The sequence below is a fragment of the Chitinophaga sancti genome, from assembly GCF_034424315.1.
In the GTDB taxonomy this organism is placed as follows: Bacteria; Bacteroidota; Bacteroidia; order Chitinophagales; family Chitinophagaceae; genus Chitinophaga; species Chitinophaga sancti.
Genome location: NZ_CP139972.1, coordinates 7,503,203 through 7,522,799, shown reverse-complemented (window position 1 = coordinate 7,522,799; position 19,597 = coordinate 7,503,203). Strand labels below are relative to the sequence as shown.

The following is a 19,597-nucleotide window of genomic DNA, read 5'->3' as shown; positions in this document are numbered from 1 at the left end:
GATTTGATTACGCCACAAAGTTCCGGCATCCATCAGAGACAAAATAGCTACCTTTGACACAAAAATAGTCGTATCAGACTTTCCATATGGATGTGCTACATGTGCTCGCCCGTTTATTTGGCACTGTTGTAAAAGATAGAAAACTGGAGATTCCCGAACAATTTGGTAAAGGATATGTGACCAGGTATATCTTCAATGAACAGATCCGGATGATGATCATGAATTATGAACTGAAGGAAAACATGGTCATTGATAACCCTGAGGTCAATGCTCCCAGGAACATGATCCTTTTTAAGTTCCAGCATATCTTTGATGAAACGGAAAAGCAACCAGCTGTATTGATTACTACCACCAGTATGAACATGGGTCCTGTGATTCCTATACATACCCATACCTCGACCATCAATATAGAAGTCGATTCAAATTATTTAAGCGCTTTGTTTGACCAGTCGGAGAAATCGCCCGTGTTGCAAAGTTTACTGGAGAATACCCAGCCTTTGTTCTTTGAGCAGGTGATCTATCCTTCATTGCAGGAAATCGTCAATGAGATCGTGAAGACAGGTGTAAAGGATCCATTCAAAATGTTTTTCCTGCGGATAAAGGCAGAAGAACTGGTGTGCCGCTTATTGATGGAGTTGGAAAAAAGAGAGGAGAAACATTTGTATGCACTGAATAGCCGGGATATTCAAACCCTTTACAGGATAAAAGAAGAGATGCTGGAACACCTGGATACGCCGCCGGTGATCAATGAACTTGCGGTGGCGGCGAATATGAGTCCGACGAAATTGAAATCTTTATTTAAACAGATCTTTGGGAATAGCATCTTTAGTTATTACCAGGAATGCAGAATGAAAAAAGCGGCATTTTTGTTGAAAGAAGGCAGCCTGTCAGTATCGGATGTAGGGTATCAGTTGGGATTTACCAACCTGAGTCATTTTTCCAGGGTGTTTCAGGAGCATATCGGGATGAAACCCAAGCAATATAGCCGGTCGTAAATGAATGATGATGTTTAACCCAAAATGTCCTGCGCTAATAAAAGTAGTATATGAGCACCCTCATTTATTCAGTAAAAACCTTCTATATTTTTGCTATCTTGAATGCGTGCCCGCCCGTGTTTTTGACCAGGTACCGGAAAACGAATACAGGAAATACTAATTTATGTCAAACGAATTAATTTCGATCTTCAGGAAGGATGTCGTGATGCCGGATGATGAAGCCGCCTACATTCTTTCTTACTTCAAAGAACAACATTTCAAGCGGAATGTAACCTTACTCCATGCAGGCGAGGTGGCGCATGAGGTATTCTTTGTAACAGAAGGTGCCCTGCACCAGTTCTACATAGATGAAGCTGGCAATGAGCGTACCTGTAATTTTACCTTCGAAAATGAATTCATCACCGACCTGGAGAGTTTTTCTAAAAAGACGGTGTCCTCTTCTACCATTAAGACCCTCACTCCTACCACCACGCTTACCATTGCCTGTTCAGACCTGGTGCCTTTAATGAAGGAATCCAGGGCCATGGCAGACTTCTTTTACCTGCTGATAGAACGTATTGCCGCGGCAAGCATCCGGCGCACCAAAGCCCTCTTATCCTCCAGCCCGGAGAAACAGTTCCTGGACCTCCTGGAAGAGACGCCGGAAATTATGCAGCGCGTTCCGCAGCGCTATATCGCTCAGTACCTGGGTATTGCACCCGAGAGCCTGAGCCGGATCAGAAAAAGGCTAATCCCGGTTAAAAAACCTTAACCCGGATCATTATTTTTCAGGTCCTGCCGGGGATACATTTGCATAAAACAAATTGATATGCAAACAATACTTGGATCTGGTGGTGCTATTGGTACCCCGCTGGCAAAAGAACTGAAAGCTTATACTGATAAGATCCGCCTGGTGGCCCGCAAGCCTGTACAGGTAAATGGTGATGATGAACTTTTCCCTGCCAACCTGACCCTGGCCACAGATGTAGACCGTGCAGTAGCCGGCTCTGAAGTGGTATACCTCACTGTAGGCCTGGAATACAATATCAAGGTATGGCGCCGCGACTGGCCGGTGATCATGAGAAATGTGATCGATGCCTGCCTGAAACACCATGCGAAACTGGTATTCCTGGATAATGTATATATGTACGCTGAAAGCGAAATTCCCCACATGACCGAAAGCTCAAGGATCGCGCCTCCCAGCAAAAAAGGCCAGGTAAGAGCGGCACTGCACAACATGATCATGCAGGCAATTCAACAACAAGGTCTGAAAGCCCTGATCGCCAGGAGCGCCGATTTCTATGGACCTGATGTAAAAAACGGTATGCTCTCCATTACGGTACAGGGAGAGTTCAAGAAAGGCAAAAGCGCCTACTGGCAGCGCGATGCACATAAAACACACACCTTCACCTATACCCCGGATGCCGCAAAAGGCACGGCTATCCTGGGCAATACCGCTGACGCTTACGGAGAAGTCTGGCACTTACCTACTTCTGATGAAAAACTAACCGGAAAAGAGTTTATTGAGAGAGTAGCTGCCCTGATGGAAGTAAAACCAAAGTATTATATCCTTTCAAAGTTTGTAATGGGGCTGATGGGCATCTTTATTCCTGTTGTGAAAGAAATAAGGGAAATGTCTTACCAGTACGACCGGGATTATATCTTCGACAGCAGTAAGTTTAATAAACGCTTTAATTTCAAGCCGACAACTTACGCAGTAGGAATTCCAGCCAGCCTGGCCAGCTAATATTAAGCCATATTTATCTTATAACTAATACCTGCTCTAATAATCCCCTGATCGCAAAATTAAATAAAGCCTTTGCTATCTTTGTTCTACAATTATAAGCCATGGATAACTACGATAGCAAAATACTCAGGCTGCTCATCAAAAACTCCCGGATCACGGGTGCGGACATTGCCAGGAAGATCAATCTTTCCCTGCCGGCGGTGACAGAGAGATTGCGAAAACTCGACCGTTCAGGGATTGTTGATCGCTATACCATCAAAGTGAACCGGGAGCAGCTGTCGCTACATCTCATGGCCTATATCAACGTATGGATCGACCATACAAAAAATACGCCCGTAAAAGATCAGCTGATTGCGATGGAAGAAGTGATGGAATGCCACCATGTGGCCGGAGATAGCGACCTGCTGCTGAAAGTACTGGTGCAGGATACAACAGCACTGGAACAGCTGCTAGTAGGCAAAATAAAGGCGATAAAGGGGATTACGCGCACAAGCACGACGATTATTCTTAGTAGTTATAAAGAAGAAATAAACGCCAAAATATGAAGCTGATGAAGCTGATTGAGCAATTTGAAAACTGTACATTGCCGAAAGCGGCGTGGACACATGAAAACCATTTCGTGATGGCGCTCTGGTATTGTGTGAAATATCCACTACCCCAGGCCATCGCAAAAATCAGCAATGGCATTAAAAAGTATAACGAAAGCGTAGGTGGTCAAAACACAGATGAATCAGGCTATCATGAAACGATTACCCTGTTCTACACCAGTACGATTGCACATTACATTATTACCAATGGAATCACTACCTTTACGGAAGCAGTGCTAACAGATTTGCTAAAACAACCGTTTCTGCAAAAGGAATACATCTCCGGGTTTTATAGTACCGAATACCTGATGAGTAAAGAAGCCAGGCAACACTGGCGGGCACCGGATAAAGCTTAGTCGTTATCTCCATCCCACTACATACTAATATAACTTTCATATACCGTTTACGCGCCATTCTTTTTCCTGATTTGTTTGTATCTGCGTCCAATTAACCACTCATACTGGTTGGTTCAATGCACGCAATCTGTAATAGAACTCATTTCATAAATAGTAATTATGAAATGAGTTCCAGTAACTGTTATCAGTGAATCTGGTACTGGCACTTCTGTGGTTCGTACACAGGTTATACAAACGAAACTGCATTTTTTTATCGGTGCAGCATCTTATGAACATGTCGTAAGGTGCTGTACTGAAGCAGTTCCGGGGGCTAACAATACTCATTATAATTTATTTTGAATGTCAACAAAAATTTATTGGATTGCCGAAAACATCGGCATCATGGCAAGACCTCGCGGCAATGAATGGTTAGAAGATGAAATTATTGCTTTCAGCAAACAAGGTGTTAACATCATCGTGTCTTTACTTGAACAACAGGAAGTAGCTGAATTAGGTTTAAGACAGGAACAAGAACTTTGCAAAAAACATAGCATCCAATTCATCAATTTCCCTATTCCCGACAGATCACTTCCTCCCAAAAGCAGGCAAACAGAAGCGTTCATTTACAGCTTGTCACAACAAACTTCCAAAATTGTAATTCACTGTCGCATGGGCATTGGGCGCTCATCTATTATTGCAGCATGTTTACTGCTTAACAATAAAAAAGCCATTGAAATCATCTCCCATATCAGCGCGATTCGTGGCTTAAAAGTTCCTGATACAGCAGAACAATTTCAATGGCTCATAGACAGGGAGAAACTATTTCACAAACCTGTTCACCACCCTATTCAACGTCAAGCCCTGCACAATCACAGAGAAGACAACGATAATATAACTGGCAGATAAGATCAGCTTTTTATAAGGTGATTCCGGCAATGACAGTGCCAATGCTACAGAGATCCCCCCTCTCAGTCCCGCCCATACCAGGATAGCCGTATTGTTGAAATTCGTCTTCAGCGACCTTCTCATAATCATAGAAGGTACTGCAATACTCACCCCTCTCGCTATCAGCACAAACAATACCGCTACCAGACCAATAAACCAGTAATGCCCGATAAACGGCAAGACGACAATCTGTAAACCGATCATTACAAACAGGATGATATTCAGCAACTCATCAATCAGCTCCCAGAAGCGGTGCAGGTAATCCTGCAATTCCTTATTGCTCTTAGCGCCAATAGAAGAACTCCCCAGGATCAAACCAGCTGCTACTGCCGCCAGTGGTATAGATACGTGCAATAATCCACCCATTATAGAAATCATCATCACCATGGATATAGATACCAGTACTGCTGTCTGGAATTCCTGGATTTTCTTAGTCAGAAAACCTGTCACGACAGCTGTCGCCGTACCCAGCGCCAGACCACCAAATACTTCTTTGGCAAACAATTCCAGGGCATGCGACATAGAGAATGTAGCTTCCTGTGCAGCTACTTCGCCAATAGTTACGAAGAGAATCAGCCCTACCCCATCATTCAGCAGCGACTCTCCTGAAATGATCGTCTCCAGCGATGAAGGAATTCTTGACTTCTTCAATACAGACATCACAGCTACCGGGTCTGTAGGCGAAATTAATGCGCCAAAAAGGAAACAGTATACTAATGGCAGATCTATGCCCAGCAATGTTGTCGTAATATCCAGCAGCAATCCAAAAATGATTGTAGAGCCGACCACACCAATCGTACTCAGTACCAATACCGGCCGCTTCTGCTCCCGTAATTTCTTATACTCAAAATGAAATGCACTGGCAAATAAGAGGAAGGCCAACATTATATCCAGCAGCGTTTTTGTAAAATCAATGCTGCGGGTCAGCTCCCGGATAAAATTAAATGCTGTAGGAAAAGCCTTACCTGTCACCAATATAAAGATCGAGAGCAGGATAGAGACAAACATCACACCGATCGCACCCGGCAGTTTGATGAACCTGAGATTTAAATAGGAAATCAACGCACTGATAGTGATCAAGGCCGCAATGATTGTAAATGTATCCATTCAGTTGTTCTTTGGTAAGCAATCAATATACGAAAAACTCCTTTGACTACCAGTAGTGTTCTGAAAGCCCCTGCCGGTTTATCTATTTGCTTTCCCTCAAAATAGAAGTAAACTGGTTTAGTATAAATCACGCGCCTTCATACATATAAATTATTTCATACATTTACTATAGGACGCCATTTATTCTTTTACCCTATTTACCAACCCTACCTATCTATGGAACTATCAACTTACTTTACAAACCACCAAAGACTTACCTTAAAAAGCCTTTGGATACCGGGTATTATCCTTGTTGTTTTAGGAATTATTCCCTGCTTCTACGAAGAAGATTACTATCACTTCAGGACCGTACATCAGGATGCCTTTTCCCTTTCTTTCCTTATCACCACATTGAAATGGTCAGTTGCTTATGGCTGGGCACCCCTCATCCGCAAAGCATACAAAAAGGCGGTTCTCATCATAATTCCGCTTTTTGTCTTAAACCTGAAAATCAAACTGCTTTTCTATTCACTGCTTCCATTCCTGCCCCCAATCATTGATACAGCGATGATCATGATCCTATGGGGATGCCTGCAGGTAATATACGTATGCTATATCTCCGGGGAAAAGAATTTTTGGCAGACCGGTTTAGTTGCAGGTCTTTTCATCACCTATCTGTCTGATGTGCCGGTAAATCCACTGGGTTACATCCGCTTCGAAGCTTTTAGTCTCCTGAATATGCTCGCCGACTTTTGCCTGCCATTCCTGATCTACGGCTGGATCTACCTTGCTGAAAACTTTTTCAACAACAAGGATTATAAAGAGATCCTAAATTCTAAAATACAGGTGATCAGCAGCAAGGAATACCAGTTCCTTTTTCCATTGGTAGCCATTTCCTGCTGGACGATGATCTTTCAGTCAGTCAGCCTGCTGAAGACTCTTTCACAGGGAAACCACTATTACACAGGTTTCAGCAATTTACACTCCTCCTTCGTACTCACTAATGCTGTGACCTTCATGGTGGAGATTAGCATCTTCTATATCAGCGCCAACCTTCTCAGGAATATCGTTATCAGCAGGATGAACACCATTGCCAATCATAATGGCTGGATGTACCTGCTGCATTTTATTCCTGTTGCAAATATTTTCGCGTGGATCAGTTTTTCCAAAAAGCAACCAGTACACAATACCAAAAGTGAAAATGCCCTGTTCTACACGGCAAATCATGATACGGCTATCAGGAATTATCTTATCGGGATCGGTGTATTATTTGCCATTGGAGACTTATACGGTGCTTATGAGAATACGCGCATTGAAACCTCTCCTGCTACGGGCATGATAGTCCTGCTCACGTTTGCAAAGCTGGTCAACTTTTTCTTCCTGGACAGGGGTAAGAATGCTGTGGTCAGTCTTATTGTTTTTGGTTGCCTGGGCTCACTTGCGCAAGTTCTTGTGCTGGCGTCAGCAGGAAGGTACGTAAGCTCATTAACGCTTGCTACCGTACTGGCTTACTTTTTCTGGATAGAAATCTTCCACCCGGAATTAGCACCATCAGATGCAGCCGAATTACCGGCACCCACTTCCGGGGTTTAATATAATAAAAACATTCATGAAAGAGGGAATTCACCAACGGTAATGAAAACCTTTTTCAAAGAAAAGAGGCTGTATCATAAGTCCGACACAGCCTCTTCCTGTTTTATTCACCTTCAGCAGTGACATTGAATGTGACATTGATATTACCTCTTGTTGCATTGGAATAAGGACAAACTTCATGCGCCCTTTCCACCAGTTCCTTTGCCTGCTCTACTTCCACACCCGGGATGTTCACACTCAAATCCACAAACAGAGCAAAGCCTACTCCTTCTTTCTTCAATCCAACTTTCGCAGTAACAGTCGTAGTACCTGTCTGTACTTTTGTATTCCTGATCATAAGATTCAACGCACTGTCAAAGCAAGCGGCATAGCCAGCTGCAAACAATTGTTCAGGATTGGTGGCACCACCCTGACCACCCATTTCCTTGGGGATCCTCACATCCAGTTCCAGCAATCCATCAGTTGATTTAACATGACCATTTCTACCACCAGTTACAGTTACTTCTGTTGAATACAAAGCTTGTTCCATGATTTAATATTTTATATGTGTCCTACTTTTTGTAATAATTTATGCAGCGTGGTACGCAGCTGCTTTAGTTCCTTTTCACTCATATCCATTTCACATGCCAGCTGTGCTGGTATTTTCTCTGCACTTTTTTCCATTTTTTTACCTGGCGCTGTCAGGGCGATATTTACTACGCGCTCATCCTGCTCATCCCTTGCCCGCTTCACCAGTCCTTTTTCTTCCAGTCTTTTCAGCAAAGGAGTCAGGGTACCACTATCCAAAAACAGTAGCTCACCCAGTTCTTTTACGGTCATCACACTATGCTCCCATAGTACCATCATCACCAGGTACTGTGGATAAGTAAGCCCCAGCTCTTCCAGCAATGGACGGTATAATGCAGTGATCTGCCTGGAAGCCGCGTAGAGCGGAAAACAAACCTGGTTTTCCAGTTTCAGCAAACTCATATCTTCTCGTTTGATTTAGCAAAATTAAATTGTGCACAATTAATTTCCAAATAATATTTAAGCATACCCTTAAAAACAAAAAAGCGCCTTTGCCGGATGCAAAAGCGCTTTTTCATTTGTATATAATTCTATTTATTGTTCAGTCGTCATTCCTTTATTATCTGATGCCATTTTCATCTCTATCGGTGCCACAGCAATTGCTGCATGCTCTACTATTTTCTCACTGATCAGTTTCCCCTTTTCATCGAATTCCTTCACATATCCCTGGCTCTGCCCTATTTCATGCACCGTACTCACCAGCCCATTCGGATAGAATTTCCTTGTGATCACAGAATCCTTTCCTTTTACATACTCTTCCTGCAATAAGCGGCCATTCGGATCAAACTCCCTTGTCAACATCACTTTCTGCATCAGGTCTACCTGTTTCCACTCCTGTAGTTTACCATCGGGAAAGAAACTTCTGCGCAGGTTAGCACCATTCCCCAATTCTTTGTAAGTATATTCAAGGGTACCCTGCTCATATTCTCTTGTGCTGTCTAAACTCCCATCCGGGGTATAAAAGTTCTCCCTGATCAGGGCTCTGTTTTTAAATACTTTTTCTTTTTGAATATACCCTTCCCTGAAATCCGCCTCAGAGATCATGATCTTATTATCAAATACCTGGCGCTTTCCGTTCAACTTGTTATCGCGCAACTCCATGGTAATCATCAGGAATGACTGTTCATTGCTGAATATTTTCCTGGCAGTTCTGTCCAGGGCTCCATTGTTATCCACATAGAAATAAAAACGGCTCTGATCTGGCCATTCCGTTACATAATACCCCTCTTTTAAGGTAGAACTATCCCTGTTTAATACCGTAATCATCTTTACACGACTCCTCTCTTTCTCCTTTCTAATTAGAGTAGACCCATCTAATGACTTATACTGTTGCGCATAACCATTTGATATATAAGCACATAAAACCAGACCACAAAAAGTCAGCTTTAAATAGGTTAGGGAGTAATTCATTCCGTAAATATATAAATAATTAATAATAAGGCATATGTTAATTTTATTATTAACTTAATATTCAATTACGAATGAACCTCAACTACCCAAGTTAGCCAGGTACAAGTTTGCATTGCCAGACATAGATCTATTGTACAATTTTGGTAATAAGGAATTCATACAAGTAAATACGGCTTCAAAAAAAAATCCCCTATCTTACAGTGCAATTATGAATGCAACACAATTAACCCTGTGGGAAAAAATCGAACAATTCCCAATCGATGACGGGGCAGCAACCATCCCCTTCTCTGCCCGACTTGCCAAAGAACAACGCTGGACTAATCGCTTCACCCAAAGAGCCATCCAGGAATACAAACGCTTTGTTTTTCTCTGTTGCGTGCTCGACAAAGGCGCCTCTCCTTCCCGGATCGTAGATGAAGTATGGCACCTGCACCTCACGTATACACGCTCTTATTGGGAAGATTTTTGCCGCGATACCTTAGGCAGAGAACTCCACCACATTCCTTCTACCGGTGGTGATGCAGAAAACCATAAACACCAGGAATGGTATAAAGAAACCCTGGCGCAATACAGGAACTTTTTTGACAGCGATCCGCCTGATGATATCTGGCCACCACCCGGCATTAAGGCACCAAAATTACCGCCCATCCACCCCTCCTTTTACAAAAACGCTGCCTGGATTTTCTGTATCCCCTTCATCATCAATCTCACCAGCTTTCGCCAGCCCATTCCTTACCTGCTCAGTGGCCGGCACTTCCTTTTCTTCTTCCCGATCTTTACAGCTGCAATCCTGATCATCACCATGCTCTATCAGTATTATCGTGAAAAAGATTATGAACAGATTGCCATTCGCTACCTTCCTCCGGATGCCAATCCTTACCAGCTAGCCGCCTTCCTGTTTGGTAAAAACAGGGCCGTGCAGGCAGCCATTATCAATCTTCTTAACAGAGACCTGCTGGCACTGAATCCATCCGGTAATTTCCAGATCAAAAGAAGGGATTCAGGCTATCATGCATTACCTGCTGAAGACAATCCGCTGATGGGGGGATGGGAAAAAGAACCTGATAACCAGGACATACCTTATACCCGGATTGCAGACAAATGGTATGATCCCGGTAAAACAATACACCCCGGCTTACAGGCATTGGAAAAGTTTATATTCACAGGCACGAAGATCTACTGGATACCTTATGCACTCATTATGCTGGTAAGTATTGCAAGATGCATACAGGGTGCAGTGAATGGCCGCCCTTTTGGTTTGCTCATTTTTGAAATGCTCTTTGCCACCGTCATTTACTGGTTTGCTATCCGCATAATGTCTGACAGGAAGAAAGTAATTTTTGACCAGGCTGTTAAAACCTACAGGACAGATGAAATCCCCATGCTCTATGCATTAAAAGGACCTGATACCATCCGGCACTTCACTGATGCCGCCTTACTCACGGCAGCATTTGGTGCGACCATTACCGAAATGTACCGCCATGGAGACAGGGAAGTATTTCCTCATAACAATGGCGGTAGTAGCTGTACCTCCGGTGACAGTAGCGGCTGCAGTAGTGGGGGTGGCTGCGGTGGAGGATGTGGTGGTTGCGGTGGTGATTAACAACACTGCCGCGATGAATGATCACCTGCACCAGCCTGTGGAAAAGTCGAGTGGCTGAAAACTGAATACGGCGGCCTTTATCTGGTTAAAACCCCTCATCTTATAAAAATAATAAATCCGGCGCATTCAACAGTACACGTGCCAGCCGCAGCGGCATATTATTTGTAATCTTCCATAGTAAAAACTCAATCGTTATGGAAAAGCGCGTACTGGGCGTTGTATTCACCATATTAGGCGCCCTTGGATTAGTAATGGCCGCGGTTAACTTTGTAAATGCCGGCGGCGGCACCAGGAGCGTAAAGATGATTGTCATCTACGCACTGCTGGGTATGGTATTCTTTTTCTCAGGTATGGGGCTGATCAGAAATACGAAAGACCGTCCTTCCTGAGCACATGGAAGTTGGCCTCATATATCCGCACCAGTTATATAAGCACTATTGCCACTTTCCACCGCATGTATATGTGGTGGAAGACGATCTGTACTTTAACCAGTACAACTTTCACCTGCAAAAGATACTGCTGCACAGGGCATCTATGCAGTACTATGCCAGCAGGCTCAAAGCTGGCGGGCATGTAGTACATTATATCGAGGCACAGGATCAACGGGCCCAAACACATCATTTATTCGAATACCTGGCCGCGCACCATGTTACCACCATTCACTATGCAGATACTACAGACTACCTGCTGGAAAGGAGAATACAACGTTGTGCCAGGCGACACCAGATCAGGTTAAACCGCTATCCTTCTCCCAATTTCATTGGCGACCTCTCCTACTTCGAACAAGGCAATAAGTACTTCATGGCTTCCTATTACAAATCTGAAAGGAAGCGCCTGCAATTGCTCATGAATGGAAATCGCCCTGCAGGCGGTAAATGGAGTTTTGATACAGAGAACAGGAAGAAAATGCCAGCCAATGTGGCAATCCCCTCTTTGCCCATCTTTCATTATGATCATTTCGAGGTGGCACAGCACTATGTACAAAAACACTTTGGGCACAACAGGGGAAAAATTACCCAATTCAATTACCCGGTTACACACCGGCAGGCAGAACGGATGCTGATCTTTTTCCTCAAAGAGAAATTATCTCACTTTGGGGCATACCAGGATGCAATTGTGAAGAGGGAACATTACCTGTTTCATTCCATACTCTCTTCTTCTCTTAATATCGGTTTACTCTCTCCCCAAACGATCATTCAAAAAACGATCCGTTTTGGCAGCCGGCATCGTATACCCCTCAATGCCCTGGAAGGTTTTATCAGGCAGGTGATTGGCTGGCGTGAATTTATGAGAGCCGTGTATATCAAAGAAGGATCAAAGCAACGTACGATGAACTTCTTCGGGTTTACCCGTAAAATTCCCAGCTGCTTTTATACAGGTGAAACGGGCATTCCCCCAATCGATAATATCATTCATAGCCTGCTGGAAAATGCTTACGTACATCATATTGAAAGGCTGATGGTGCTGGGGAATTTTATGCTGCTTTGTGAGTTTGACCCGAACGAGGTATACCAGTGGTTTATGGAGTATTTCATTGATTCGTATGATTGGGTAATGGTGCCGAATGTATATGGCATGAGCCAGTTTGCAGATGGCGGTATGATGAGTACCAAGCCATATATTTCTTCCTCCAATTATATCCTGAAAATGAGTGATTATAAGCGGGGGCCATGGTGTGAAATCTGGGATGCGCTGTTCTGGCGTTTCCTGCATGTACACCATGAACTGATAAAACATAATCCTCGCCTGTCTATGTTGAAGATAGCACCCGCAAAGCAAAGGCATTATATGGAAGTGGCAGAGGAATACCTGGCCCGTATCTGTGAAGAATTACAACCCACAGGAAAATAGTAAACTTTAGGCTCCCATACTGATTAAGCCCCCACTACAAAAAGTAAGAGAAAATCTTTACTTTTACGTATATATGAGTCAATCTCAACTCTCCCGTCACCTTACCTTACTGCAAGCAACAGCCATCAATATGACCGACATGGTCGGCATCGGTCCTTTCGTTGTACTCAGCGTAGTCGCCGAAATTATGCACGGCCCCTGGTTCCTCTACGCCTGGATTGCCGGCGCCCTCCTCTCCTTCATCGATGCCATGGTATGGAGCGAACTCGGTACCACCTTCCCCGAAGCCGGCGGTAGTTACAATTTCCTCAAAGAAAGCTTTGGGCCTAAAACCGGCAAACTGATGAGTTTTCTCTTTGTATGGCAAACCATGATCCAGGCACCCCTGGTCATCGCTTCTGCCGCCATTGGCTTTGCACAATATACCATGTACCTGTACCCTCTTGGCTTCTGGGAAACCAAAGCGGTCAGCGGCATGGTCATCATCCTCATTGTATTCCTCTTATATAGAAATATCGAAACCATCGGCAAGATCAGTGTCGCACTCTGGGTAGGCGTAGTCGTGACTATGATCTGGATTATCAGTGGTGGTGTGGCACAGGGTCATTTCTTAGAACCTATCAAGCATATCAATGATGGTTTCGAACTGAATATGGCCTTTGCCGCAGCATTGGGTGCCGCCAGTGTGAAATCAGTGTATAGTTACCTGGGCTATTACAATGTTTGTCACCTTGGTGGTGAGATCATTGCGCCACAAAAGAATATTCCACGCAGTATGTTCATCTCTATTGCGGGGATAGCAGTATTGTATCTCTGTATGAATATCAGCGTGGCTTCCGTGTTACCCTTAGCACAAATCGAGCAAAGCCAGTTCGTGATCAGTGAATTCATCCAGCAGATAGCCGGTCCTAAAACCGCGATGATTGCTACTATCCTGATCCTCTGGATCGCGTTTGCATCTGTGTTTTCTGCGACACTGGGGTATAGCCGTATTCCTTATGCAGCTGCAAAAGACGGGGCCTTCTTCAAGGTCTTTGCAAAATTACATCCTACCAAGAACTTCCCTTATGTCTCCCTGCTGGTACTCGGTGCAGTTGCCTTTGGATTCAGTATGCTATTTAAACTCAAAGAGGTGATCAGTGCCATACTGGCCATGCGGATCATGATCCAGTTCATCGGGCAGGCCATTGGTTTACTGGCACTGAGCAAGCGCAAGGGCCGGGATTTTATGAAATGGAAAATGCCACTGTATCCAATACCTGTAATACTGGCGATCCTGATCTGGATCGGTATCTTCATTTCAACTGGTCGCAGCATGATGCTGGCAGGCCTGGGAGTTACCCTACTGGGAATGATTATCTATTACCTGAAAACTTATACAAAGGTGCTCCCTTATACCTATTCAATACTTACCAGATTTATCCGTTAGCCACCCTTTTTTTATCTTTTAATTCCTGCACCTGTGCAGCCGCATGTTCATTGGCCCAGCTTTCCAATGCTGCCAGTGCCGGACCCAGGGCCTTTCCTTTTTCCGAAATGCGGTAATATACTTCAGGCGGGAAGACCTGTCTTTCCTCACGAATGATCAATCCATCGGCCTCCATTTGCTTCAGGTGTTCCAACAACACCTTCTTGGCTACCTTTGGAATATTGCGCCACAGATCCGTAAACCGGATCTCCTGCTGGTGAAATAAATGAAACAGGATAATCGGTTTCCATTTCCCCGACAAGACCTCCAGGGCCACATTCAATCCGCAATGTTTAAACGCTGTGTAATTCATGGTTACAAAAAAGTATACTGGTTACCTTTCTGTCAACTTCATTCGTTTTTTACAAATTCCGCTGACCTTCGTATTGTCAAAATTAAATGAATTACAATGAAGTTACAATTGCTGCGCAATGCGACCCAGGTACTGACTGTAAATGACAAACAAATACTGATTGATCCCATGCTGGGGCCAAAAGGTGCTTATGATACAATTATCATGACTGATAACGGATTGCGTAATCCACTGGTAGACCTACCGGTAAATCCGCAGGAATTAATAAAAACAATCGATGCGGTGTTATTGACACATTTACATAATGATCATTGGGATTCCGTGGCGGTAGCGTTGCTGCCAAAGGATATTCCCCTCTTTTGCCAGGCAGGCGATGAAGATAAGATCCGGGAGGCAGGGTTTACAAATGTCACCCCGGTGGCAGATGAAATTACATGGCAAGGTATCACCATCAGCAGAACCAGCGGCCAGCATGGCACCGGTGAAATAGGTAACCTGATGGGCAGAGTATCGGGCTATGTGATCAATGACCTCTATATAGCAGGAGATACCATCTGGTGTGAGGATGTAAAAAATGCCATTGATAAATACCAGCCCAAACATATCGTACTCAATGGAGGTGCTGCACAGTTTGTAAAAGGTGATCCTATCGTAATGAGTATTGATGACATAAGGAAAGTACGCGATTATGCACCGGCGGCACAATTGATCATTGTACATCTCGAAGCTGTCAACCATTCCAGGCAAAGCCGTGAACAGATAAGAACTGCTTTTCCCGATCAAAATGTACGGGTACCGGATGACGGAGAATTTGTTTATATTTAAAACATGAAAATTTCCACCTCTTATGAACGTGCCGCCATGCCACAGGGCACAGCCGCCGTACTTGATACACGAACCATAGAAAATGCCAACGCCAACCTCTTATCAGTTTTGAAACCCGAACATTCCGTTCTGGACGTAGGTTGTGGCAGTGGCACCATTACAAAAGGCATTGCAAAATATGCCGGTAAAGTAACGGGTATAGACAGAAGTGAAGAACTCATTGCATTGGCAAAAGAAAACCCCGGTAACGTCACCTTTGTAGCAGGTGATATCCTGGACTATCAAACGGATGAGAAATTCGATATCATCACCACAGCCCGCACCCTCCAATGGATCGCCAATCCACAGGACGTAATTAAGAAAATGATCTCCCTGCTCAAGCCCAAAGGCCTGCTTTGCGTACTCGATTACAATCATGAGGTTATTCAATGGGATCCCGCACCACCACAGTCTATGCTGGACTTTTATGCAGCCTTTCTGAAATGGCGCGCAGATGCAGGCATGGACAATGCTATCGCAGATCATATCATTGACCTCGTATATATAAAGGCTTTGAAAATGACCGTAGAACAGCATGACGAATATTTTGAACGGGGTATGGAAGGATTCGATACCCACATCAGCCTCTGGAAAAAAGTAGCAGAAACAAGGGGGCATCAACTGGTAGCTGATGGCTACATCACCGAAGCAGACAGACTACAGGCCATCGAAGAATATGACACCTGGGCGAAAAAAGAAGCAAAGAGCATGCGCCTGTACCTGAAGGCGACGCATGCCACTTTTTAGATATTCAGCATATTCATACTGTGCGAATCGTACCTGTTGCCAACCGCAACACCATAAGATTCCAGTTGTGAAATCTCTGCTGGTGACAATGTCACTTCCGCAGCAGCGGCATTTTGCGCTATATATTTAACACGTTTTGTACCCGGAATGGCGGTTACGCCTTTCGAAAATACCCATGCCATTGCCAGCTGTGAAGGAGTCAGACCCTTTGCAGCGGCAAGGTGTTGGATCGCTTTCACCAACTCCAGGTTTTTGTAAAAGTTCTCTCCCTGGAAACGGGGAATGTACCTCCTGAAATCATCAGCCGGGAAATCGTCCGGACTTTTTAACTCCCCGGTAATGAAGCCTCTGCCCAATGGTGAATAAGCCACAAAACCAACCCCTAATTCCCTGATAGTATCCAATACCCCATTGGTCTCCGCCTCTCTTTCAAAGAGAGAATATTCGGTCTGTAATGCAGTAATAGGATGTACAGCGTGGGCTTTACGGAGGGTTTCAGGAGATACTTCGGAAAGACCGAGGTATTTTACTTTTCCTTCTTTGACAAGATCACTCATGGCACCTACTGTATCCTCGATAGGTACAGCGGGATCTGCACGATGTAAGTAATAAAGGTCTATATAATCTGTGCCGAGGTTTTGAAGAGAACGTTCCACAGCCTTACGTACATATTCAGGACGGCCGTTGATCACGCTCCATTCCATATGTTCGTTCTCATCGATGTAGAAACCGAATTTAGTAGCGATGGTGTATTTTTCACGGTTGCCTTTGATCGCCTTTGCAACTAATCTTTCATTTAATAATGGACCATAAGCATCTGCGGTATCCAGCCAGTTAATACCCAGTTCCAGTGCGCGGTGAATAGTGGCGATCGCTTCCGTTTCGTCAGCCTTACCATAGATGTCATTCCCACCAATAGCAGTCATTCCCATACAACCCAGCCCTTCTACCGGAACTTCCAGGCCCTGGCTGCCTAATTTTACTCTTTTGATTGCCATATTATTTGTTTTATGGTTACAAAAGTAGGACGGGGCGTTGGTTGGAAATTATACTTTTCAAAGGATTAATTTAAAGTTTCACCTCCTTGCGGGCAGCCAGCGGGGTGATCCCTGCATGCTTCCTGAAAAAACTATTAAAATAGGAAGCGTATTCAAATCCCAGGCTGAAGGCAATATCCGCCACGGGCATATCTGTATGCCTTAACAAGGACTTCGCCTCTGCCAGGATGCGTTCATTAATATGGGTGGTGGTCGATTTGCCCGTTATCTCCTGCACAGCAGCATTCAGGTGATTTACATGCACTGCCAGCTGGTCAGCATACTCCCCTGCTTTCTTAAATTGTAGGGTGAACTGGGGAGGATCTACCGGGAACTGCTTTTCCAGCAGGGTCAGGAACAACTGGGTGATCCTGCTGGCAGCATTTTTAGGCGCCGCATAGGCCACTGCCGGTTCCATCTTAATGGCCTCGTGGATAATGAGTTGTACCTGGTTACGGATCAATTCGTGTTTATAAATGTACTCACTGTCTATTTCCTCCCGCATGCGCAGGAAAATTCCTTTCAGGTATGCTGTTTGCACAGGGTTCAGTAAATAAAGGGGATCCCCGCCCGGTTTGAATAAACCGGAATCTTTCAGGCTTTCCATCCTGCCACCTTCCAGTAAGAAGGATTCTGTGAATACACAAAAATAGCCGCTTACCTCTGCCTCCGGGTTATCTGCCCAGCTATAAGGCACCATGGGATTAGTAAAGATCAGCGCGGGCTGGTCAAACCGGATGTTCCTGTTAGCGTAAAACAACTCCCCTCCACCCGAAAGGATCAGGGAGATCTTGTAGAAATCACGCCTGTTGTAGGAGGATAAGGTGCAATTGTTCTCTCCTGTAGCGGCTACCCGGAAAGCGCCGCCGATCTGCTCAAATCTCAGTAACTCATAATTTGACTGTGCCATACCCAAAATTACACATTTCAAAGGAAATCGTATATAACTGAATGTTCTTTTTTCAGATCAGCAAAACCGGGGAAGTTTCATTTTGACATCAATTCAAACTGGCTAAAAGCCACCCCTCTCCGGGTCCTGAATCCTAATTTTTCATACACCTTCACCGCCCGCTCATTCGCCGCATTCACATGGAGGAAAGGTAATACACCTTTGTCCAGGTTTTTTGCCACCACCTGTGCAACCAGTTGCTGTGCATAACCTCTGCCGGTAAAGTCAGGGTGTGTGACCACGGCACTTACTTCTGTGTACCCATCTATGCGCATACGCTCACCAGCCATGGCTACCAGGCGGCCTGACTGAAAAATGCCGAAATAATCACCCAGCAAAGGTGTCTGCGCATAAAAAAAACCGGGTTGCACAAGATTGACCAATGTCAACATGTCAGCCAGGTTTGCATTTTCCAATTTAACCACGTCAGGCTGTGGCACATTTGCTTTCGTATCACATACCATCTGCAGGCAATCATACTGTTTTATATATTGCCAGTTAGCAGGCAGCACAGGTACATCTCCTACCGTATATAATTTCTCTCCCACCTGCAACCAGTCGCTGAGTTCATTGAATGGCGCAGCTTTCATATCTGCGGCACCCATTAATTGTAAAACACCGGCCTGGTAACGTTGTGCTGTCGACGAGCCTTGTGCAAATGCGCGGTGCACTGTCTGCAATGCATGCCAGACAGGGTTATCTAAAATTGTCATAATAGTTCTGCCGTAAATTCTGTGCCATAAAAAAAGGCTGCATCAAAATTAAATTTGCCGGATTTAAGCTGGAGCCCCGGTAGCGACAAGAATGCGCTACCTTTGTGTGCTATGCTGTTTCCATCATTATTTAACAACATAATTATACTCTCTGCGCTCACTATTGTAGCGCTGCTGTGTATTCTTTCAAAGAAACTGACACCGGCAGCAGCCCTGGCGGCTATTGTAGTGGGCTGGCTCATTTTTGCCGGTGCGGGGTATGTAGGAGAGTTACAGTTATTCACATTCTTTGTATTGTCTGTGTTGGCCACGCGGCATGGTCGTGCATTGAAAGGAAAAGCTCATGGTGAGCAAAGAGATGCATTCCAGGTATTTGCGAATGGAGGTGTAGCAGCGATATTAGCAGTCTTTGCCATGATCGATTATAATCATACTGAATTGTATACTCTAATGATTGCGGGTTCACTGGCAGCTGCACTTGCAGATACTTTATCTTCTGAGCTGGGGATGGTATATGGAAAGCGAACTTTTAATATCCTGACATTCAAAAAAGAAGAAAAAGGATTGGATGGGGTGATCAGTATTGAGGGTACACTCATAGGAGCCGCAGGTGCCTTTATCATTGCTATGATCTATATGTGGAACCGGAGTTTGTGGATCATTACGGTAGCTGGTGTGGGCGGAAATATCATTGATTCAATACTGGGCGCTACCTTAGAAAGGAAGGGCATCATGGGGAACAATGCCGTGAACTTTTTGAATACACTAACAGGAGCATTGATGGCATTACTACTGTATTAAGAGCTGA

At 44.5% G+C, this 19,597-nt stretch carries 22 protein-coding genes; 14 read left to right on the top strand and 8 right to left on the bottom strand.

The features are described 5' to 3' along the window. The first annotated feature begins 86 nt into the window (after positions 1 to 86). The 6 genes from U0033_RS29685 (at position 87) to U0033_RS29660 (ending at position 4,549) form a co-directional block, all read left to right on the top strand. Entirely contained in the window at positions 87 to 995 is a 909-nt protein-coding gene (locus tag U0033_RS29685; RefSeq protein ID WP_072362152.1) for a helix-turn-helix transcriptional regulator, read from the top strand. A 163-nt stretch (positions 996 to 1,158) separates the two neighbouring features. Further along, positions 1,159 to 1,746, top strand: a complete 588-nt coding sequence (locus U0033_RS29680) for a Crp/Fnr family transcriptional regulator (protein ID WP_143150743.1) — start codon at positions 1,159 to 1,161, stop codon at positions 1,744 to 1,746. A 57-nt stretch (positions 1,747 to 1,803) separates the two neighbouring features. Further along, the gene (locus U0033_RS29675; protein ID WP_072362148.1) at positions 1,804 to 2,721 is read left to right on the top strand and encodes an NAD-dependent epimerase/dehydratase family protein; all 918 of its coding nucleotides are present in this window, start codon (positions 1,804 to 1,806) and stop codon (positions 2,719 to 2,721) included. A gap of 101 nt (positions 2,722 to 2,822) precedes the next feature. After that, complete coding sequence (locus tag U0033_RS29670) at positions 2,823 to 3,266, top strand: Lrp/AsnC family transcriptional regulator (protein WP_072362146.1); 444 nt, start codon at positions 2,823 to 2,825, stop codon at positions 3,264 to 3,266. Beyond that, positions 3,263 to 3,664: a hypothetical protein gene (locus tag U0033_RS29665; protein ID WP_072362144.1), complete on the top strand. Its 402-nt coding sequence runs from the start codon at positions 3,263 to 3,265 to the stop codon at positions 3,662 to 3,664. Before U0033_RS29670 ends, U0033_RS29665 begins: the two co-directional genes overlap by 4 nt. A 339-nt stretch (positions 3,665 to 4,003) precedes the next feature. Continuing rightward, positions 4,004 to 4,549, top strand: a complete 546-nt coding sequence (locus U0033_RS29660) for a phosphatase domain-containing putative toxin (protein WP_072362142.1) — start codon at positions 4,004 to 4,006, stop codon at positions 4,547 to 4,549. Here the strand turns inward: U0033_RS29660 and U0033_RS29655 are convergent. Beyond that, positions 4,463 to 5,695 carry a cation:proton antiporter gene (locus U0033_RS29655; protein WP_072362140.1) on the bottom strand — a complete coding sequence of 411 codons (1,233 nt, stop codon included), beginning with the start codon at positions 5,693 to 5,695 and terminating at the stop codon, positions 4,463 to 4,465. The two genes, U0033_RS29660 and U0033_RS29655, sit on opposite strands and share 87 nt — an antisense overlap. Before the next feature lie 216 nt (positions 5,696 to 5,911). Between U0033_RS29655 and U0033_RS29650 the strand changes: the two genes are divergently transcribed. Next, positions 5,912 to 7,267, top strand: coding sequence for a hypothetical protein (locus U0033_RS29650; RefSeq protein ID WP_072362138.1), 1,356 nt, complete (start codon positions 5,912 to 5,914; stop codon positions 7,265 to 7,267). A 103-nt stretch (positions 7,268 to 7,370) separates the two neighbouring features. Here U0033_RS29650 and U0033_RS29645 read toward each other — a convergent pair whose 3' ends face one another. The 3 genes from U0033_RS29645 to U0033_RS29635 form a co-directional block, all read right to left on the bottom strand. After that, positions 7,371 to 7,796: an organic hydroperoxide resistance protein gene (locus tag U0033_RS29645; RefSeq protein ID WP_072362136.1), complete on the bottom strand. Its 426-nt coding sequence runs from the start codon at positions 7,794 to 7,796 to the stop codon at positions 7,371 to 7,373. Between the two features lie 11 nt (positions 7,797 to 7,807). Beyond that, a complete protein-coding gene (locus tag U0033_RS29640; protein WP_072362134.1) occupies positions 7,808 to 8,236 on the bottom strand; it encodes a MarR family winged helix-turn-helix transcriptional regulator in 429 nt (142 codons plus the stop codon). A 132-nt stretch (positions 8,237 to 8,368) separates the two neighbouring features. Next, positions 8,369 to 9,244, bottom strand: a complete 876-nt coding sequence (locus tag U0033_RS29635) for a toxin-antitoxin system YwqK family antitoxin (protein WP_143150742.1) — start codon at positions 9,242 to 9,244, stop codon at positions 8,369 to 8,371. A 208-nt stretch (positions 9,245 to 9,452) separates the two neighbouring features. Here U0033_RS29635 and U0033_RS29630 point away from each other — a divergent pair, with 208 nt between their 5' ends. The 4 genes from U0033_RS29630 to U0033_RS29615 all read left to right on the top strand — a co-directional run bounded on the left by U0033_RS29630 (position 9,453) and on the right by U0033_RS29615 (position 14,127). Further along, positions 9,453 to 10,847, top strand: a complete 1,395-nt coding sequence (locus tag U0033_RS29630) for a glycine-rich domain-containing protein (protein WP_143150741.1) — start codon at positions 9,453 to 9,455, stop codon at positions 10,845 to 10,847. A 194-nt stretch (positions 10,848 to 11,041) separates the two neighbouring features. Next, the gene (locus U0033_RS29625) at positions 11,042 to 11,236 is read left to right on the top strand and encodes a hypothetical protein (protein ID WP_072362128.1); all 195 of its coding nucleotides are present in this window, start codon (positions 11,042 to 11,044) and stop codon (positions 11,234 to 11,236) included. 4 nt (positions 11,237 to 11,240) lie between these two features. Then, the gene (locus tag U0033_RS29620; RefSeq protein ID WP_072362126.1) at positions 11,241 to 12,698 is read left to right on the top strand and encodes a cryptochrome/photolyase family protein; all 1,458 of its coding nucleotides are present in this window, start codon (positions 11,241 to 11,243) and stop codon (positions 12,696 to 12,698) included. A gap of 73 nt (positions 12,699 to 12,771) precedes the next feature. Then, a complete protein-coding gene (locus tag U0033_RS29615; protein ID WP_072362124.1) occupies positions 12,772 to 14,127 on the top strand; it encodes an APC family permease in 1,356 nt (451 codons plus the stop codon). On the opposite strand, the gene U0033_RS29610 is transcribed toward U0033_RS29615, so the two are convergent. Further along, positions 14,117 to 14,479: a winged helix-turn-helix transcriptional regulator gene (locus tag U0033_RS29610; RefSeq protein WP_072362122.1), complete on the bottom strand. Its 363-nt coding sequence runs from the start codon at positions 14,477 to 14,479 to the stop codon at positions 14,117 to 14,119. The genes U0033_RS29615 and U0033_RS29610 overlap by 11 nt on opposite strands. Before the next feature lie 96 nt (positions 14,480 to 14,575). Here U0033_RS29610 and U0033_RS29605 point away from each other — a divergent pair, with 96 nt between their 5' ends. Both U0033_RS29605 and U0033_RS29600 read left to right on the top strand, forming a co-directional pair. Beyond that, entirely contained in the window at positions 14,576 to 15,304 is a 729-nt protein-coding gene (locus tag U0033_RS29605; RefSeq protein WP_072362120.1) for an MBL fold metallo-hydrolase, read from the top strand. A 3-nt stretch (positions 15,305 to 15,307) separates the two neighbouring features. Then, positions 15,308 to 16,090: a class I SAM-dependent methyltransferase gene (locus U0033_RS29600; RefSeq protein ID WP_072362118.1), complete on the top strand. Its 783-nt coding sequence runs from the start codon at positions 15,308 to 15,310 to the stop codon at positions 16,088 to 16,090. Here U0033_RS29600 and U0033_RS29595 read toward each other — a convergent pair. The 3 genes from U0033_RS29595 to U0033_RS29585 form a co-directional block, all read right to left on the bottom strand. Next, a complete protein-coding gene (locus U0033_RS29595) occupies positions 16,087 to 17,088 on the bottom strand; it encodes an aldo/keto reductase (protein ID WP_072362116.1) in 1,002 nt (333 codons plus the stop codon). The genes U0033_RS29600 and U0033_RS29595 overlap by 4 nt on opposite strands. A 70-nt stretch (positions 17,089 to 17,158) precedes the next feature. Then, positions 17,159 to 18,037, bottom strand: coding sequence for a helix-turn-helix domain-containing protein (locus U0033_RS29590; RefSeq protein ID WP_083571558.1), 879 nt, complete (start codon positions 18,035 to 18,037; stop codon positions 17,159 to 17,161). A gap of 77 nt (positions 18,038 to 18,114) precedes the next feature. Further along, the gene (locus U0033_RS29585; RefSeq protein ID WP_072362114.1) at positions 18,115 to 18,789 is read right to left on the bottom strand and encodes a GNAT family N-acetyltransferase; all 675 of its coding nucleotides are present in this window, start codon (positions 18,787 to 18,789) and stop codon (positions 18,115 to 18,117) included. A gap of 54 nt (positions 18,790 to 18,843) precedes the next feature. On the opposite strand from U0033_RS29585, the gene U0033_RS29580 reads away from it, so the two are divergent. After that, a complete protein-coding gene (locus U0033_RS29580; protein ID WP_245801779.1) occupies positions 18,844 to 19,590 on the top strand; it encodes a DUF92 domain-containing protein in 747 nt (248 codons plus the stop codon). The last annotated feature ends 7 nt before the right edge of the window (positions 19,591 to 19,597 follow it).

Bases quoted from the DNA above. Each gene is read 5' to 3' on its own strand.
- U0033_RS29685 (WP_072362152.1), top strand. From the start codon at position 87: ATGGATGTGCTACATGTGCTCGCCCGTTTATTTGGCACTGTTGTAAAA.
- U0033_RS29680 (WP_143150743.1), top strand. From the start codon at position 1,159: ATGTCAAACGAATTAATTTCGATCTTCAGGAAGGATGTCGTGATGCCG.
- U0033_RS29675 (WP_072362148.1), top strand. From the start codon at position 1,804: ATGCAAACAATACTTGGATCTGGTGGTGCTATTGGTACCCCGCTGGCA.
- U0033_RS29670 (WP_072362146.1), top strand. From the start codon at position 2,823: ATGGATAACTACGATAGCAAAATACTCAGGCTGCTCATCAAAAACTCC.
- U0033_RS29665 (WP_072362144.1), top strand. From the start codon at position 3,263: ATGAAGCTGATGAAGCTGATTGAGCAATTTGAAAACTGTACATTGCCG.
- U0033_RS29660 (WP_072362142.1), top strand. From the start codon at position 4,004: ATGTCAACAAAAATTTATTGGATTGCCGAAAACATCGGCATCATGGCA.
- U0033_RS29655 (WP_072362140.1), bottom strand. From the start codon at position 5,695: ATGGATACATTTACAATCATTGCGGCCTTGATCACTATCAGTGCGTTG.
- U0033_RS29650 (WP_072362138.1), top strand. From the start codon at position 5,912: ATGGAACTATCAACTTACTTTACAAACCACCAAAGACTTACCTTAAAA.
- U0033_RS29645 (WP_072362136.1), bottom strand. From the start codon at position 7,796: ATGGAACAAGCTTTGTATTCAACAGAAGTAACTGTAACTGGTGGTAGA.
- U0033_RS29640 (WP_072362134.1), bottom strand. From the start codon at position 8,236: ATGAGTTTGCTGAAACTGGAAAACCAGGTTTGTTTTCCGCTCTACGCG.
- U0033_RS29635 (WP_143150742.1), bottom strand. From the start codon at position 9,244: ATGAATTACTCCCTAACCTATTTAAAGCTGACTTTTTGTGGTCTGGTT.
- U0033_RS29630 (WP_143150741.1), top strand. From the start codon at position 9,453: ATGAATGCAACACAATTAACCCTGTGGGAAAAAATCGAACAATTCCCA.
- U0033_RS29625 (WP_072362128.1), top strand. From the start codon at position 11,042: ATGGAAAAGCGCGTACTGGGCGTTGTATTCACCATATTAGGCGCCCTT.
- U0033_RS29620 (WP_072362126.1), top strand. From the start codon at position 11,241: ATGGAAGTTGGCCTCATATATCCGCACCAGTTATATAAGCACTATTGC.
- U0033_RS29615 (WP_072362124.1), top strand. From the start codon at position 12,772: ATGAGTCAATCTCAACTCTCCCGTCACCTTACCTTACTGCAAGCAACA.
- U0033_RS29610 (WP_072362122.1), bottom strand. From the start codon at position 14,479: ATGAATTACACAGCGTTTAAACATTGCGGATTGAATGTGGCCCTGGAG.
- U0033_RS29605 (WP_072362120.1), top strand. From the start codon at position 14,576: ATGAAGTTACAATTGCTGCGCAATGCGACCCAGGTACTGACTGTAAAT.
- U0033_RS29600 (WP_072362118.1), top strand. From the start codon at position 15,308: ATGAAAATTTCCACCTCTTATGAACGTGCCGCCATGCCACAGGGCACA.
- U0033_RS29595 (WP_072362116.1), bottom strand. From the start codon at position 17,088: ATGGCAATCAAAAGAGTAAAATTAGGCAGCCAGGGCCTGGAAGTTCCG.
- U0033_RS29590 (WP_083571558.1), bottom strand. From the start codon at position 18,037: ATGGCACAGTCAAATTATGAGTTACTGAGATTTGAGCAGATCGGCGGC.
- U0033_RS29585 (WP_072362114.1), bottom strand. From the start codon at position 18,789: ATGACAATTTTAGATAACCCTGTCTGGCATGCATTGCAGACAGTGCAC.